This is a genomic window from Arthrobacter sp. TmT3-37, from assembly GCF_054510835.1.
In genome coordinates this window covers 1-15711 of the sequence record NZ_JBTNDU010000004.1, presented here as the reverse complement: position 1 = coordinate 15711, position 15711 = coordinate 1, and the positions used below count along the sequence as shown (strand labels likewise).

Below are 15711 nucleotides of genomic sequence, written 5' to 3'. Positions count from 1 at the left end.
CCGTCAGGACGTGACGAAGTAGACCCAGACGCCGATCACCCAGGTGGTGCCGGCGAGGCAGGCGAGTCCCAGCTCCGCGAGGATGCCCAGCCCGGTCGCCTTCAGGGCGTGGAGGCTCGAGGCCAGTGCCGCACGTGCAGTGCGCTGGCGGGCGAACTCACTGGCGAACAGGCCGAGGGCGAAACCGACGAACAGGCCGACCACGGGGATCACGAACATGCCGGCGATCCCTGCCAACACCCCGAGGGTCACCGACCGGCCCGGTATCTGCCGCTGCCTGAGGGTCCGTCCCGTGAGCACCACACCGGCACCGAGACCGGCACCGGCCAGGACCGTGCCGATCGCGAAGACCACCCAGCCCTCGGTACTGGCCACGGTCAGCGCCCACATGAGCAGTGACACGATGATCAGGATGCTGCCCGGCAGGACCGGGACCACCACTCCCGCGATACCGACGGCGATGAGCGCACCGCAGACCACCGTCATGAACACCTGTAGATCCATGGCCCCAGTCTTGCATCGACGGGCGTGACGCGCGGCCAGGGACGGGCCCTGTGGCCCCGGTCATGGAATACTGGAGGGAATACTAAGCCGCCTTAGCGAGCCTGCGGGCCCTGAGATCAGGAGGATCAATGAGCACACCGGCAACAGGAAACAACGAGGGTGACCGCTCCCGGCACGCCGACGACTCCGACAACCCCACGGAACTGCTGGACACAGGACGGTCCGGGGCGGGCGCGAGCAGCGCCGGCGGCGCGGGTGCGGGCCGCACGGGAACGGACGACGGCGGGAGCGGCTACGTGCCCGGCGCATACTCGGCCGACGACGACTCCAGCGGCGAGTACGTCCCCGGCATGTACTCGGACGCACCGGACAGCACCCCGACCCGCGAGCACACCCAGGCGCCCATCTCCGCGTCGAGGGCTGTCCCGCGCGACGAGGACACGAAGATGCACACGCAGGTCGCCCCGGTGGTGGCGGCCCGGCAGGAGACCGACGCGCGCAGCGGTGATCGGAGCCGTGAGCGGCCCGCCCCGCGGAGCGCCGTTCCGGGATCGCGTGTTCCGGGCCTGGAGGAGCGCAAGCTGCTCCACCAGCGCGAGAAGGAGCACTTCGGCGGCATGAAGTTCGGCTCGGCCTTCTTCGGCTGGCTCACCGCCACCGGCATGTTCGTGCTGCTCTCGGCCCTCGTCGGCGCCCTTGCCGCGGTCTTCGGCGTCGGTTCGAACCTCTCTACCGCGGACCTGACGAGCGGTTCGGGCGAGGCACAGACCACGGGCATCACGGCCGCCGTCGTGCTGGGCGTCGTCCTGCTGCTCTCCTACTTCGCCGGTGGCTACGTGGCCGGCCGCATGGCCCGGTTCAGCGGGGTCAAGCAGGGGGTCGCGGTCTGGCTGTGGGCCGTCATCGTCGCGGTCGTACTCGCCGTCATCGGGTTCATCATCGGCAACCAGGCCAACGTCACCGAACGGTTCCAAGGCCTCGGCGTCCCATCCGCCGCCGATCTCACCGGCCCCGGACTCATCAGCCTGCTCGTGGTGGCCGCCGTCGCGCTCGTCGGGGCGATCCTGGGTGGCCTCGCCGGCATGCGGTACCACCGGAAGATCGACCGCGCGGACTTCGACGCCCTGGAGACCACGGAGTAGATACGGCACAGGCACCGGAGGTGCCGGCGACCGGACGGTCGGCAGACAGGACGACGACAGCCCCGGACTCGAATGAGTCCGGGGCTGTCGTCGTCCTGCGGGAAGCCTCAGGGCGAGGGCATCCCACCGTTGACGTTGAGGGTCTCACCGAGCACGTAGCTCGCCTCGGACGAGGCCAGGAAGACGTAGGCGGGAGCGAGTTCGGTCGGCTGTCCGGCGCGGCCGAGCGGGGTGTCCTTCCCGAATTCGGGCAGCGCCTCCGCGGGCTGTCCGCCCGAGGGCTGCAGCGGCGTCCAGATGGGACCGGGTGCCACGGCGTTGACGCGGATGCCCTTGGGCGCGAGCTGCTGCGCGAGTCCCTTGGTGAAGTTATTGATCGCGGCCTTGGTGCTCGCGTAGTCGACGAGTGTCGGTGACGGCTCGTAGGCCTGGATGGACGTGCTGTTGATGATCGCCGACCCGGGCTGGAGGTGCTTGAGCGCCTCCCTGGTCACACGGAAGAACGAGTAGATGTTCGTCTTGTACGTGTGGTCCAGCTGCTCGTCGCTCAGCTCCTCGAGGGAGTCGACCGCCACCTGCTTGCCGGCGTTGTTGACGAGGATGTCCAGTCCACCGAGCCCGTCCACCGCCTGCTGCACCAGGGCGGTGCAGTACTCGGGGTCCTTGAGGTCACCCGGGATGCAGACGGCCGTGCGGCCCTCCGCCTCGATGATGCCCTTGACGACCTGCGCGTCCTCTTCCTCCTCGGGAAGGTAGGACAGGGCGACGTCGGCGCCCTCACGCGCGTACGCGATGGCGACCGCCGCGCCGATCCCGGAGTCGGACCCCGTGATGAGGGCCTTCCGGCCCTGCAGCCGGCCCGTCCCGCGGTAGGAGGTCTCCCCCCGGTCCGCCTTGATCTCCAGATCGGATTCGAGCCCCGGCTCGGCCGTCTGCTTGGCCTGCGGGGTGATGCTCTCGAAACGGGTGACGGGGTTCTGGAAGGTGTACTGGTCGGTCGATCCTGTGGTGCTCTCGGAGGTCATAGGTGTTCTCCCTGTACAGAATGCGTGTGCCGCGCCATGTCGACGCCTGGCTGGATGACAGCTCGCCCTGAAGCTAAGCCTACTTATCACCCTAGGCGCGGGGGAAAGCCCGGACAAGCCCGCCGGACGCCACGCGGATCGCTGGCATGACGTGCCACCGGCGGCTACGACAGTGCGCGGTGCCGTCGCACGGGAGAAGGGTCAGAAGACGACCGAGAAGAAGCCGGCGCCGATGCCGAGCACGAGGGCGGCGACGACCAGCCAGACGATCGGGGTGCGGAGCCTGCGCATGTGATCCATAGTGCGTCCAGTCTAGTGGGCGCGCCATGGAGCGACCGGCGGTCGTAGAGTCGGTGCCATGGAGTTGTTGCTGATCCGTCATGGCCAGACACCGAACAATGTGGCCGGATCCCTGGATACGGCTTTCCCGGGTGCCGGACTGACCGCGCTCGGCGAGCACCAGGCCCGCGCCGTGCCTGCCGCCCTTGCGGGCGTCGCCCTCTCGGGCATCTACGCCTCGCCGCTCGTCCGGACGCAGCAGACCGCCGAACCGCTGGCCTCGACGCTCGATCTCGACACCGGTGTGGTCCCCGGGCTGGAGGAGATCAGTGCCGGCAGCCTGGAGATGCTGAGTGATCCCGTCTCCGCGGAGGCGTATGCGACGTGCCTGCTCGGATGGATGGAGGGCGATCTCGACCGACGCATGCCCGGCGGCACGACCGGGCATGCGTTCATCGAGCGGTACGACCGCGCCATCCGGCGGATCGTGCAGGACAGCACCCCGGAGCAGTCGGTCGCCGTCTTCTCGCACGGGGCCGCGATCAGGGTCTACACCGCCGTCGCCACCGGCCTGAGCCCCGCCCGCGCGCGGACCCTGACCATCGACAACACGGGTATGAGCGTCCTGAGCGGCGGACCGGGTCGGTGGCACCTCGCCTCGTGGCACCCGGAGCCCCTGGGAGGGCCGGCACTCGAAGGGTTCGCCGGGAACGACGTCACGGGTCAGTCCACCTGAGGTCCCGCGGTCGGGCCGCGGGACCCGGATCGGCCCCGCCCGGGCACCGCACCGTCGGCAGCGACGAGCCTCCTGTCCGACGGTGCCTCAGCGGTTCTTCGGCACCCGCCGGACCGAGCCCGTGGTGCTGAAGAGGAAGATCAGCACGGACGCCAGCAGAACCAGGAGCGCAGGTGTCCAGGATCCCGTGGTGTCGTGCACGAAGCCCAGCAGCGGAGGCGACGCTGCCGCCAGGCAGTAGCCCGATCCCTGCACGATCGCCGACATTCGACCGGCAGATGCCTGGTCGCGGGCCAGCCGAATGATGGCGATGAAGATCACCGTGATGCCCCCGCCCTGGGCGATGCCGCCACAGATGGACCAGAACCACCACAGCTGCGGCGCCAGGAGCAGTCCGGCCGGGACGGACGTCCACAGCACTCCGACGGTGACGGCCACCGCCGTCGTACTCAGGAACCGGGCGGCGAACGGCACTCCGAGGCCGCCCACGATGGCGAGGATCTGGAAGATCGACGATCCGGCACCGGCTTCGGAGACGGACATGCCGAGTTCGTCATGCAGGTAGCTCGGCAGCCAGGCCGTCAGTCCGTAGTAGGAGAAGGCCTGCATGGCGAAGCCTGCCGTCAACCCGGCAGTGATCCACCCGGAGCCACGTACGGGCGGCAGCGTCGTGTCGCCGCCGTCCTCGGCCGAGACCGAGAAGGCGGTCCTCGGCCCCACCGCCAGGGCCCAGACCGCCACCGCCGCGACGGCGAGGACCGCGACCGCGGCGAGCGCGACCCGCCATCCGGCCAGCCCGGCGAGCGGCGCTGTCACCACCGAGGTGAGGAAGGATCCGATGTTCAACGCGGCGGTGTAGATCCCCATCGCCGTCCCCTGCCGGGACGGCGGGAAGTCCCGCCGGACGATCAGCGGGACCGCGATGTTGCCCACCGTGATCGCAAGGCCGATCACCACGGTGCCGCACACCACCAGCACGGGGCCGCCGGCGGAACGCACCAGGACGCCCGCCAGCACGCCGAGGATGGTCAGCGTCACCGCGAACTCGGCACCCCATCTCCTGGCGGCCAGGGACGCGAGTGGTGCCGCGAGGGAGAAGCACAGGACCGGGATGCTGGTGAGCAGCCCCAGCAGGGCGGGCGAGAAGCCCAGATCCGCCTGGATCCGATCCACCACTGGAGCGACCGCCACGATGGGGCCCCGCAGGTTGAGTGCCACCAGGCCGATGCAGGCGAGCAGGATGTAGCTTCTGGGAATCCCGGCGGGGAACCGGCCCCTCATGGGGCAGGACGCGGGGCCGGCGACTGTTTCATTCCTCCCATTGCTACCACGCCCGGAGCGCCGGCGCCTCGAGCGGCTCCCGCTACACGCGGCCCGGCGACCGGGCACGGGCCAGGCGCTTCAGGCCGTCCGCGGGCCGCACGGGGTCCGGCCACCGCGGCTGCAGGTCGTCACCCAGGGTGACCTTCCGCAGGCGGCGACCGAACATCGGCACCACCCACTCCCCCAGCCAGGCGGTCTCACGGCGCAGTCCGGCCACGAGCCCCGCGTACTCCTTCCGGTCGGGGAGGCGCGGGGTCAGCGAATGGTCGATGCCGAGGGACCGCAGGACATGGGCGGCGAGGTTCCGGTGGCCGGCCGGCGACATGTGCAGGCGGTCCGCGTCCCACAGGCCCGGGTCCGAGTACTCCTCGAAGCACCAGTAGTCCACCAGCACGGCGTCGTAGGTGCGCGCGATGCGCCGCACGTGGTCGTTGTACAGCCAGTTGCGCCGCTTCATCGGCTCGAAGACGGGGCTCAGCGGGATGTCGAACCCGGTGAAGAGGAGCGGGCGTGCCCCGGCTCCGGCGATGCGCGCCACCATCGACTCGTACGACCGCATGAGGGCAGCCATGTCGATGCGGAGTTCGAGGATGTCGTTGCCACCGGCGTAGAGACTGACGAGCGTGGGCTTGAGCGCGAGGGCCCGGTCCACCTGCTCGTCGCGGACGTGGTGCAGGCGCTTGCTCCGGATCGCGAGGTTCGCGTACTCCCACTCCGGGTCCTGGCGTCCCAGCTGCTTGGCGACGCGGTCGGCCCACCCCCGGACACCGTTGGGGAAGGTCGCGTTCCAGTCGCCCACGCCCTCCGTGAAGGAATCACCGATCGCCACGAACCGTCCCGCCATTCGAGGGAGCCTAGCGGTGCCGGGCGACCCGGGAGCGACGACGGGGCGAACGTCCGGTGAAACCCCCACGCGGCAGGCCGGAAATAATCCACGGGCGATCGTGGCTGAGAGGAGCATGGAGCATCGCATCGCAGTCACAGGCTCGACCGGCACCGTGGGCGGCGGCGTCGCCCGGATGCTCGCCGCCGAACAGGTGCCGCTCGTCCTGCCCGTCCGGTCCCCGGACCGGGCACAGCACCTGCCCGAGTCCACCGTCCGACGAACGACCTATGCGGACTTCGACGCGTCGGTCGAGGCCCTCGCCGGGGTCGATGTCCTCTTCATGGTGTCCGCCGCCGAGGAACCGGACCGGGTGGGGACCCACCGCACCTTCGTCGATGCGGCGAAGGAGGCGGGGGTGCAGCACCTCGTCTACACCTCGTTCCTCGGTGCCGCCCCGGATGCCGTGTTCCTCCTCGGACGCGACCACTGGTACACGGAGGAGCACATCCGCAGTTCGGGCATGTCCTGGACCTTCCTCCGCGACAGCCTCTACCTCGACTTCGTCCCCTCCCTCGCGGAGGACGGCGTCATCCGCGGTCCGGCCGGCGACGGCCTGCTCGCCGCCGTCGCGCAGGCCGACGTCGCACGCTCCGCCGCCGCGGTCCTGCGTGCGCCCGGCGACCACGCGGGGAGGACGTACCACCTGACGGGGCCCGAGGCCTTCACCCTGGCGGACGCCGCGGCGACCATCACGGACTGCACGCCCGCGACCGTCCGCTTCGAGGACCAGACCCACGACGAGGCGATGGCGTCCCGCGCCCACCACGGGGCACCACGGTGGCAGGTCGAAGCCTGGGTCAGCACGTACACCGCGATCGCCCGCGGCGAACTGGCGGAGGTCACGCCCGACGTCGAGCGCCTCACCGGGCGCCGCCCCCTCGGCCTGCGCGAGCTCCTCGCGGCGAGGGGCTAGGGCCGTGCGCCGGGATATCGTACCCGACCCGCAGGCCGGCCGTGCCTTCTACCGGTTCCTGACCTCGGTGGTGGTCCCACGCCCCATCGCGTGGGTCTCCTCGACCTCGGTGGACGGCGTGGACAACCTCGCCCCGCATTCGTTCTTCACCATCGCCTCGGTGAACCCGCCGATCGTCCAGTTCACGTCCGTGGGCCGCAAGGACTCCGTGCGCAACATCGAGGCCACGGGTGAGTTCGTGGTCAGCCTCACCCCCGAGCACCTCTTCGAGGCCGTCAACGCGACCGGCACGGACTTCCCGCCCGACGTCAGCGAATTCGATGCCACCGGGCTCACCCGCGAGCCCAGTGCGAGGGTCGCACCGCCCCGCGTCCTCGAATCCCCCGCCGCCCTCGAGTGCCGGCTTCACCTTCTCCAGGACATGGGGGACTGCACGCTCGTCTTCGGCGAAGTGGTGCACGCGGTGGTCTCCGAGGACGTCCTCGACGGCACCCTTCCCGCGATCGATGCGCTGCGCCCGCTCTCGCGTCTCGGCAGGGACGAGTGGGGCACGGCCGGCAGGATCCGCTCGATCCCACGGATCCCCGTCGCGGATTGGCCCGGGCACTATGACGCCGGCACCGCAACTCCGTGACCTGGATCGACCCCATCTGCAGGCGCCGCCCAGGGTGCTGACATACAGTGGGGACATCTGCGGGTTTAGCACCCCACTCCCGGGCTGGGAAGCCATCCGTCAGCCCCAGGGACCCACATGAGCGTTACCGCCGCCCCGCGCACCGTCCGCATCTCCAGGCCGAACGACGTCGTCGCCTCCTACTCCGTCCTGCTCAAGCAGGTCCGCAAGGAAGGCCTCCTGAACCGCCGACGGCGTTTCTACGTCTCGGTGTTCGCGGTCCTCGCCCTCGCCATGGGCGCGGCGTGGACGGGGTTCGCGCTCCTGGGCGATACCTGGTTCCAGCTCCTCGTGGCAGCCGTGCTCGGAGTCGTCCTCACGCAGGTCGCGTTCCTGGCGCACGAAGCCTCGCACCGCCAGATCTTCAAGACCCGCGGCGCGAACGACTGGTCCGGCCGCATCCTGGCCGCCGGGGTCGTCGGCATCAGCTACGCGTGGTGGATGGACAAGCACACCCGCCACCACAACGATCCGAACACCCGCGGCAAGGACCCGGACATCGAGGTGGACACCATCTCGTTCCTCGAGGAGGACGCCGCCAAGGCCCGTGGCATCCAGGCCTGGGTCACGCGCCGCCAGGGCTACCTGTTCTTCCCGCTGCTCACCATGGAGGGCATCAACCTCCACACCCGCTCGATCAGCACCCTGTTCGCCCGCCGTGCCATCAAGGGCCGCTGGGTCGAGCTCGCACTCCTCGGCGCCCGCTTCGGGGCGTACCTGGGCGTCCTGTTCTGGTTCCTGCCGGTCGGCATGGCCTTCGCATTCCTCGGCGTCCAGCTCGCCGTGTTCGGCATCTACATGGGGGCCAGCTTCGCCCCCAACCACAAGGGCATGCCCGTGGTACCGAAGGACAGCAAGCTGGACTTCTTCCAGAAGCAGGTCCTCACCTCACGCAACATCCGCGGTGGCTCCTTCGTCAACAACGCCTTCGGCGGCCTCAACTTCCAAATCGAGCACCACCTCTTCCCGGACATGCCGCGCCCGCACCTGCGCCGCGCCGCCGTGATCGTGAAGGAGCATTGCGAGCGGCTACGCGTGCCGTACACCGAGGTCGGCGTGGCCGCGTCCTACGGGGCCGTCGTGTCCTACCTGAACCGCGTGGGACTCGCCGCCCGGGATCCGTTCGACTGCCCCATGGTCAACCGCTTCCGCAGGCCCTAGCGTCCGGCCGCCTGCGTCACAGCGCGGCGGCCGGAGTGCGCAGGACATGCGTCAGGACCGGGCGCGTGGCCCGCAGGCCGAGCGCCACCAGTCCGACACCGCCCGCGAGGCAGGCGATGATCACGGCGACGGACAGCGGCGCGAAGATCAGCGCGAGCCCGGCGAGCGGGAGCACGACGACGACCGCCGTCAGTGCGCTGCCCACCGATACGACCATCAGCGGGAACAGGACCGCCCGCGTGCGGGCGGCGTCCATCGTCGGAACCGGCATGCCGAGCCGGTCCAGGCTCACGTAGAGGTCCCGCCGGTCGAGCAGCAGTGAGGACTGGTTGACGCCCACGGAGCACGCCACCATGAGGAACGACGCGACGATGGTGATGAGCACGCCCGTGCGCACGTCGTCCCCCAGGAAGCGTTCGCTGCCCTCGAGGGGGCCGGCCGAGTTCATCAGGGCCGCTCCCGCTCCTCCGACGACGGCCACGAAGCACGTCATGGCGACGCCGCTGACCTGCCGCCAGCCCCCCTTCGGGGAGTCGAGGATCTGGCGGGCGGCGAGGAGCCGTTCAGGAGTCCGCGCCGAGCGCACCTGACGGCGGGCCAGGACCCCGATGATCCATGGGCCCACCAGGTCGAGGACACCGAGCGCCCCGGCGAACCCCAGCCCCAGGACCACCACCACGGTGGCGAAGTCCTCGACTCCACCGAGAGTGCCGAGAACCGTCACCACGACGGCGATCAAGGACACGCCGATGACGGCGCGCAGCCAGTGGATCCGCGGTGCGTGTCCCCGGGTGCGCACGCCGAGCGGGGAGACCACGATCGTCCGCAGGCCCAGCATCGCGCTCACCGCCGCCAGCAGCACCACGCCCAGGGCCACCAGCGCGATGGGACCGGGTCCCATCCACACCGATCCCCCCAGGGCCCGGCCCCGGAAGGGGATCAGCTGGACCATGGGGATCAGCAGCAGGTGGCCGATGATCCCGGCGAGGGCGCCGACGGCGGCCAGCAGGGCCGATTCCGCGACGGTCATGACGGCGACGGTCGAGGCGGGGGCGCCGAGGAGGCGCAGGGTCGCGAGCCGCTCGTCCCGGCGGCGGGCGGAGAGCCGTGCGGCCGATCCGCCGAGGGACACGAGCGGGACCACGAGGAGCGCCGTGGCGATCGCGGCGAGCGCCAGGTAGAGCTGGCCGGTCTCGTCCTGCCACTGGAAGAAGGAGAGCCCGCCGGCGACGACGGTCAGCAGGAGCGCGGTCACGAGCCCGAAGGCCGTCACCGGGAGGGCTGCGGCAGAGAGTCCGCCCGCCGAGGGTCGCGCGAGCAGCCAGGCGAGGCGGAGCGGCACCTTGAGGGGGATGTGCGGCGTGGTCGGCGCCACGGCGGACGGGACGGCGGGAGCGCCGGTGGCGCTCATGCTGCCGACTCCGCTTGCAGCGAGTCGCTGACGATGCCCCCGTCACGCAGCCGGACGGTGCGCGCGCACCGGCGGGCGATGTCGTCGTCGTGCGTGACGACGACGAGCGTCTTCCCCATGCCGGTGGTGGACCGGAGGAGCAGGTCCATGACGTCGGCCGACGTGCCGGAGTCGAGCGCCCCGGTGGGCTCGTCGGCGAAGATCACGCTCGCTCCGGACACCTGTGCCCGGGCGATGGCGACACGCTGGGCCTGGCCGCCGGACAGCTGACCGACGCGGCGGTCCTCCAGTCCCGCCAGGCCGAGTGCGGCGAGCCACCCCGCCGCCGAGTGCTCGGCACTCGAGCGGTCGACCCCGAGCAGCATCAGCGCGACGGCCACGTTCTCGAGTGCCGTGAGTTCGGGGATCAGCAGGCCCTGCTGGAACACGAAGCCGAAGGTGGAGCGGCGCAGCGCGGACCGGTCCCGGTCGGAGAGCCGCGCGACGTCGGTGGTGCCGCCGTCGTCGTGCCGGAGCAGTACCTGCCCGGTGTCCGGGGTGATGATGCCGGCGAGGCAGTGCAGGAGCGTCGTCTTCCCACCGCCCGAGGGACCCATGACGGCGACGGACTCACCGGCCCGGATGTCGAGGCTGAGGTCGGAGAGAGCGCGCGTCGCGTGGTACGCCTTCGTCAGGCCGCGTGCGCTGAGCACGGCGGCCCGGGCGGCCGGCTTCGAGCTGACGGGATACGGGGTGGCCGCATCCAGCGCGGCGGATGTCATGGCGGGTGTCGTGATGGGTGAGATGGACAGGGGTCTGCCGGGAAGTGGGAAGGTCATGTTTCCATGCTTCCGCTGCCGGCCCGCCCGCGCGTCGGGCTGGAGGCTGACCGGCTTCCGGCCTCCTCATACCGTGGCGGGAGGCGGGTCTACGCCCGGGACGCCGATCCGGGATCCGCCAGGAGCACCCTGAAGACCTCACCGAGCGGGCCTGTGAGATCGTCGGAGGTCGCCGATGCCGCGGGCTGCACACCGGTGGAGGTGCGGAGCATCACCAACCCGAGCATGGTGGCCATGGCGATCTGCGCCCGCACCAGCAGGTGCTCGGTACCAGGATCCCCTGTGCTCCATCCCGCCGCCCCGGCGAGCCTCCGGGTGAAGGACTCCAAAGTCCGTCGGCGGATGCGGTCCGCGTTCTCGTCCCCGGACGAGCGCAGCAGGAGGAGGAGTTGCAGGGGATCGTCGGCGTTCGGCGATTCCACCACGTGGGTGATCAGCCGGCCGATCACGTCGTCGATGCCCACCGCGGGAGCCCTGTTCGCTGTATCGAGCTCGTCGACGGTCCGGTTCATGCACGCTTCGAAGAGCCCCTCCTTCGAACCGAAATACCGGTTGATGAGCGCGACGTTGACCCCGACGTCGGACGCGATCTGCCGCACGGTCGTCGCGCGGTAGCCATCCGTGGCGAAGCGCCTGCGGGCTGCCCGCACGAGCGCGCGGCGCGTGACGGTGGCGTCCCGTCCCGACCGCACCTCGTCGGCCTGCTGTCCCCCTGTTCCAGGCGATTCTGAGGGCGCCTGCATCCCGTTGGCCATGATGTACCTCCGCATCCACTGTAGACCGCGGACACCGCATGTAAACGATTGTTGATTTCTGGGGATCAGCGATTATGCTGAAAAGTAATCACGCGTTTACTTCTCCGAGGAGCTCCATGTCCACCGTCACCCAGCGCCCCACCACGGGACCGGCCCCGAAGGATTCCGCCGGGCGCCCCCGCGGCACGGCGATCATCGCCTACCTGTCCCTCGGCGGACTGTCGTTCGCCGTCCTGCAGTCACTGGTCGCTCCGGCGCTCGGAACGATCGGACAGGACCTGGGCGTCTCCACCGCTTCGGCGAGCTGGGTACTGACGGCATACCTGCTGTCCGCCGCGGTGCTGACCCCGATCCTCGGTCGCCTGGGCGACATGGTCGGCAAGCGCAAGGTCCTCATCGTCGTCCTCGCACTGCTCCTGGTCGGCGCGGTCCTCGCCGCCCTCGCGACCAACCTGACGGTGCTGATCATCGCGCGCATCCTGCAGGGAGCCGCCGGCGCCGTCATGCCGCTCTCGATCGGCATCGTCCGCGACGAGCTGCCGAAGGAACGCGTGAGCGTGACGATCGGCCTCCTGTCGGCCATCTTCGGCATCGGCGCCGGCGTCGGGATCGTCGCTGCCGGCCCGATCGTCGAGTCGCTGTCCTGGCACTGGCTCTTCTGGATCCCCGCCGGCCTCGTGCTGATCGCGTTGCTCGGTGCCATCTTCGGTATGCCCGAATCACCCGTCCGCACACCCGGCCGCCTCGACACCCTCGGAGCGGGGATCCTGTCCCTCGGCCTCGTGGCGCTCCTGCTGGCCATCAGCGAGGGGCAGACGTGGGGGTGGGCCGACGGCAGGACGATCGGCCTGCTCGGCGGAGGAACCGTGCTGCTCGTCGTCTTCGTGCTCGTGGAACTGCGTGTCGCGGAGCCGCTGATCGACCTGCGGCTCTTCCGCCACCGCGGCGTGTGGACCGCACACGTCGTCGCCCTGGCCTTCGGCTTCGCGATGTTCGGGACCTTCATCCTCGTCCCGACGCTCCTGCAGCTGCCGACGGTCCTCGGCTACGGCTTCGGGAAGTCGGTGAGCGAGGCCGGCGTGTACCTGCTCCCCACGGTCGCGGCGATGGTCGTCTCCGGTGTGGTCGCCGGGGTCCTGATCGGCAGGATCGGCCCGAAGGTGCCGATGATCGTCGGCTCCGTCGCCGTCGTCGTCGCCTTCGCCCTCCCTGCCCTCGGCCATGCGGAGGAGTGGCAGATCCTCCTCTCGGGAGTCCTCACCGGGATCGGCATCGGGATGGCGCTCGCGGCGACCTCCAACGCCATCGTCGAGAGCGTGCCTGCGACCCAGACCGGAGAGGCGATCAGCGCGAACACCGTCCTGCGCACCATCGGCAGCAGCATCGGGACGGCCGTCATCGCCGCCCTCATCACGTCCAACACCACGGCCGTGGGCGCACCCGCCGATCACGCCTTCACCGCCGGGTTCTGGGTCTCCGCGGGCGTGGGTGTCCTGGCGTTGCTGGCAGCGCTCGCTGCCCCCTCGGTGCGGGGCCGTCGTCAGGCCACCACGACGGCGGGTATCGACGACTGAGGACAGCCACCCCACGTACCGCCCCACATACCGCCGGACACCGCAAGCGATCGGCGCGGCATGCAGGGGAAGAACGCTCCACCGGACCCTCCGGTTACGGTGGAGCATGTTCTTCCTCTTCGGCCTCACCACGCGTGAGCACCTCCGGTTCACCCGCTCGGCGACCTGCCGCTACTGCGGCCGGCATGCCCCGCAGCAGGTCCTCGAGCGCAGGACCAAGCTCTCGGTGTTCTTCATCCCGCTCATCACCCTGAAGAGGACGCGGCTGCAGGTCTGCACGAACTGCGGTGGGACGTCCAGGATCAGCGGCTCGGAACAGCGCGCCCTGGCCCACTAGCTGCTGATGCCCCCGATGGTGCCCCGGACCATGCTGACGCTGGAGTGGGAGGGGTCCCCGTCGAAGGGTTCGTCGGAGACGTCGACGATGGGGAACTGCGCCAGATCGATGTCGGCGGGCACGGCGAAGCTGCCGCGATCCCCGTCCATCAGGCCGATGCTGTACATCTGCCCGAGGTCGGGGGCGATCAGCCACACCTGCCGGTACCCCTCAGGCGCCGGGCCGGTCAGGTCGATGTCGAGGGTTCGGGTGCCGTCGCTCGCCCGTGAGACGGTGGCCTCGCCGGATCCTGAATAACCGGGCAGTGGCTCCAACGCGGCCTGCGCCTGCACGGCGGTTTCCCGGTCCGTAACCAGGGACTGGATCCCCCACAGGGCGCCTCCGCCCGCCACGATCCCGACTCCTGCCGCCACGGCGAGCCAGCGCGCCGAGAACCGACGCCCGGCACGGGCGGGCCGGTCCGGGATCGGCACGACGACCGATGACGCCTCCTGTCGGCGGACGGGCGGACCCGACGTGTCGGCATCCAGGTCCACGGACAGGCCGAGTTCGGTCCTGATGGCCTCCCAAACCGCCGGTCCCGGCGGCTCGAGCACAGTCGTCGACCCGTCGGCCTTCGCGACCATGACGACGCTCCGCAACTCCTCCACGTCGGTGGAGCAGGCACGGCACAGGCCGAGGTGCTCCCGCGACCATGGATCGAGGGGCTCGTCGAGCGCAGCGAGACCGACGAGGTCGGGGTCAAGATGCTGCATTCCATTCCCCCAATCGTTGCCGCAGGTGCACGAGGCTTCTCCGTATGTGGCTCTTGACGGTCCCCAGGGGGAGATTCAGGCGGGCCGAGATCTGCTGGTGCGTCAGGTCTTCGTAGAAGGCGAGCTTGAGGATCGAACTCTGCGGCTCGCCGAGCAGTTCGAGTTCGGACCCCAGGACCACCCGGTCAGTGATCGTATCAACCCCGTGATCCCGGGTGACGCCGGTTTCGGGGGTTGCCGCCGAGTGCATCACCAATCGCTGCTGCCTGCCCTTCGCCGACAGGGAGTCGAGGACGACGTTCCTGCAGATCCCCAGGATCCATCCCGGTACCGTGCCGGACTCCGGGTCGAAGCTGCTTCTGAAGCGCCAGGCCCTGACGAACACGTCCTGCGTGATGTCCGCAGCCGCCGCCCGGTCACCCGTCGACCTGAGCGCGATCGTGTGGACGAGGGGCGAGAAACTCCGGTAGGCAGCCGCCATGGCACCCTCGTCTCCTGCAGAGAACTCGAGGTCGAGCTCCCTCGTCCACTCAGGGCCCGGAGGTGCCACGGTCCACTCCTCAAGCGCGGGGGCTGCACCGGCGCGGCGTCCTGCGATCCTACGCCCTCACCGCGGCAAGTCAGAGGGGCAGGGCAGTGAGCACGACATTGTCCTCGTAGTCGCCTTCGTCCGGCAGCCATTCCCCTCCGCACGTGATGATCCTGAGCTGGTGGTCGCCGTCGCGGGCGAAGATCTCCGATCCGTCCAGCGTCGCCTTCGGGATGTTCCGCACGTCGGAGACCCGGTAACCGAGGGACCGCCCGTCGTCGAGGGTGATGGTGACGATGGTGCCGATGGGCACATCCTTCAACCGGGCGAAGGGCATGACCTCCGTGAGGCTGTCCACGTGGGCTGCCAGGACAGCGTTGCCGGCTTCAGCCCCGGGGGCGGGTCCGTACCGGTACCAGCCGGCCTCCCAGAAACTGTCGGGTATCTCCATGGCGTCGTTCTGATCGATCCCGACGTCGACGACCCTCACCGAGATGTCGGTGCCCGCGATGTCGAGTGCCACGGGAGCCGCATCCGCCGGCCTGAGCGCCGCATCTGCAGGCTGGACGGGAACGCCGGTGGCGCCCGTCGCCGGGGCCGCCGGGTCGGCCGCGGGCGCAACCGGTGCAACCGGTGCAACCGCCGAGGGTGACGAGATGGACGGCGCCGGCTCCGGGGGTGCCGAGGTGTCGCCCGGCGCGCACCCGGCGAGGACGACGGCGGCGAGCAGGGCTGCGGTGATTCCTCGCTGACTGGACTGCACTGTCTCGGATCTTCCTTTCGAGAACGGTTCCGGGGGGGGGGGGGGGGGGGGGGGGGGGAGGGGGTATGGGGGGGCGACACGCAGACGAGGCACGACAGCAAGCAAAGTACTAAATGCTAGACCGAAA

At 70.1% G+C, this 15711-nt stretch carries 17 protein-coding genes; 7 read left to right on the top strand and 10 right to left on the bottom strand.

Annotated features, from left to right (window positions below; translation table 11 throughout):
- Positions 1–3: 3 nt before the first annotated feature.
- Positions 4–504: a DUF456 domain-containing protein gene (locus ACX80U_RS07055; RefSeq protein ID WP_459267905.1), complete on the bottom strand. Its 501-nt coding sequence runs from the start codon at positions 502–504 to the stop codon at positions 4–6.
- 128 nt (positions 505–632) lie between these two features.
- Between ACX80U_RS07055 and ACX80U_RS07050 the strand changes: the two genes are divergently transcribed.
- A complete protein-coding gene (locus ACX80U_RS07050) occupies positions 633–1646 on the top strand; it encodes a hypothetical protein (protein WP_459267904.1) in 1014 nt (337 codons plus the stop codon).
- A 107-nt stretch (positions 1647–1753) separates the two neighbouring features.
- Here ACX80U_RS07050 and ACX80U_RS07045 read toward each other — a convergent pair whose 3' ends face one another.
- Positions 1754–2671: an SDR family oxidoreductase gene (locus ACX80U_RS07045; protein WP_459267903.1), complete on the bottom strand. Its 918-nt coding sequence runs from the start codon at positions 2669–2671 to the stop codon at positions 1754–1756.
- Positions 2672–3029: 358 nt separating this feature from the next.
- On the opposite strand from ACX80U_RS07045, the gene ACX80U_RS07040 reads away from it, so the two are divergent.
- The gene (locus ACX80U_RS07040) at positions 3030–3686 is read left to right on the top strand and encodes a histidine phosphatase family protein (RefSeq protein WP_459267902.1); all 657 of its coding nucleotides are present in this window, start codon (positions 3030–3032) and stop codon (positions 3684–3686) included.
- Positions 3687–3773: 87 nt separating this feature from the next.
- Here the strand turns inward: ACX80U_RS07040 and ACX80U_RS07035 are convergent, their stop codons facing one another.
- Together ACX80U_RS07035 and ACX80U_RS07030 are read right to left on the bottom strand one after the other, a co-directional pair.
- A complete protein-coding gene (locus ACX80U_RS07035) occupies positions 3774–4967 on the bottom strand; it encodes an MFS transporter (RefSeq protein ID WP_459267901.1) in 1194 nt (397 codons plus the stop codon).
- An 82-nt stretch (positions 4968–5049) separates the two neighbouring features.
- Entirely contained in the window at positions 5050–5853 is an 804-nt protein-coding gene (locus ACX80U_RS07030; RefSeq protein ID WP_459267900.1) for an SGNH/GDSL hydrolase family protein, read from the bottom strand.
- A gap of 115 nt (positions 5854–5968) precedes the next feature.
- Between ACX80U_RS07030 and ACX80U_RS07025 the strand changes: the two genes are divergently transcribed.
- The 3 genes from ACX80U_RS07025 to ACX80U_RS07015 all read left to right on the top strand — a co-directional run bounded on the left by ACX80U_RS07025 (position 5969) and on the right by ACX80U_RS07015 (position 8642).
- Entirely contained in the window at positions 5969–6808 is an 840-nt protein-coding gene (locus ACX80U_RS07025; protein WP_459267899.1) for an SDR family oxidoreductase, read from the top strand.
- A 4-nt stretch (positions 6809–6812) separates the two neighbouring features.
- On the top strand, positions 6813–7442 hold the full coding sequence (locus ACX80U_RS07020; protein WP_459267898.1) for a flavin reductase family protein: 630 nt from the start codon (positions 6813–6815) through the stop codon (positions 7440–7442).
- Between the two features lie 117 nt (positions 7443–7559).
- Positions 7560–8642: a fatty acid desaturase family protein gene (locus ACX80U_RS07015; RefSeq protein WP_459267897.1), complete on the top strand. Its 1083-nt coding sequence runs from the start codon at positions 7560–7562 to the stop codon at positions 8640–8642.
- Between the two features lie 16 nt (positions 8643–8658).
- Here ACX80U_RS07015 and ACX80U_RS07010 read toward each other — a convergent pair whose 3' ends face one another.
- The 3 genes from ACX80U_RS07010 to ACX80U_RS07000 form a co-directional block, all read right to left on the bottom strand.
- A complete protein-coding gene (locus ACX80U_RS07010) occupies positions 8659–10053 on the bottom strand; it encodes an FtsX-like permease family protein (RefSeq protein WP_459267896.1) in 1395 nt (464 codons plus the stop codon).
- Complete coding sequence (locus tag ACX80U_RS07005; RefSeq protein WP_459267895.1) at positions 10050–10871, bottom strand: ABC transporter ATP-binding protein; 822 nt, start codon at positions 10869–10871, stop codon at positions 10050–10052. The genes ACX80U_RS07010 and ACX80U_RS07005 overlap by 4 nt, the downstream gene beginning before the upstream one ends.
- An 89-nt stretch (positions 10872–10960) precedes the next feature.
- Positions 10961–11626, bottom strand: a complete 666-nt coding sequence (locus ACX80U_RS07000; protein WP_459267894.1) for a TetR/AcrR family transcriptional regulator — start codon at positions 11624–11626, stop codon at positions 10961–10963.
- Positions 11627–11742: 116 nt separating this feature from the next.
- Between ACX80U_RS07000 and ACX80U_RS06995 the strand changes: the two genes are divergently transcribed.
- Together ACX80U_RS06995 and ACX80U_RS06990 are read left to right on the top strand one after the other, a co-directional pair.
- Complete coding sequence (locus tag ACX80U_RS06995; RefSeq protein WP_459267893.1) at positions 11743–13200, top strand: MFS transporter; 1458 nt, start codon at positions 11743–11745, stop codon at positions 13198–13200.
- Positions 13201–13306: 106 nt separating this feature from the next.
- On the top strand, positions 13307–13537 hold the full coding sequence (locus ACX80U_RS06990; protein ID WP_459267892.1) for a zinc-ribbon domain-containing protein: 231 nt from the start codon (positions 13307–13309) through the stop codon (positions 13535–13537).
- Here ACX80U_RS06990 and ACX80U_RS06985 read toward each other — a convergent pair.
- The 3 genes from ACX80U_RS06985 to ACX80U_RS06975 all read right to left on the bottom strand — a co-directional run bounded on the left by ACX80U_RS06985 (position 13534) and on the right by ACX80U_RS06975 (position 15584).
- Positions 13534–14292: an anti-sigma factor domain-containing protein gene (locus ACX80U_RS06985; protein WP_459267891.1), complete on the bottom strand. Its 759-nt coding sequence runs from the start codon at positions 14290–14292 to the stop codon at positions 13534–13536. The two genes, ACX80U_RS06990 and ACX80U_RS06985, sit on opposite strands and share 4 nt — an antisense overlap.
- Positions 14279–14842 (bottom strand): RNA polymerase sigma factor, encoded by a 564-nt coding sequence (locus ACX80U_RS06980; protein ID WP_244186255.1) that lies wholly within the window; start codon positions 14840–14842, stop codon positions 14279–14281. The genes ACX80U_RS06985 and ACX80U_RS06980 overlap by 14 nt, the downstream gene beginning before the upstream one ends.
- A gap of 70 nt (positions 14843–14912) precedes the next feature.
- Positions 14913–15584 (bottom strand): class F sortase, encoded by a 672-nt coding sequence (locus tag ACX80U_RS06975; protein WP_459267890.1) that lies wholly within the window; start codon positions 15582–15584, stop codon positions 14913–14915.
- Positions 15585–15711 lie beyond the last annotated feature (127 nt).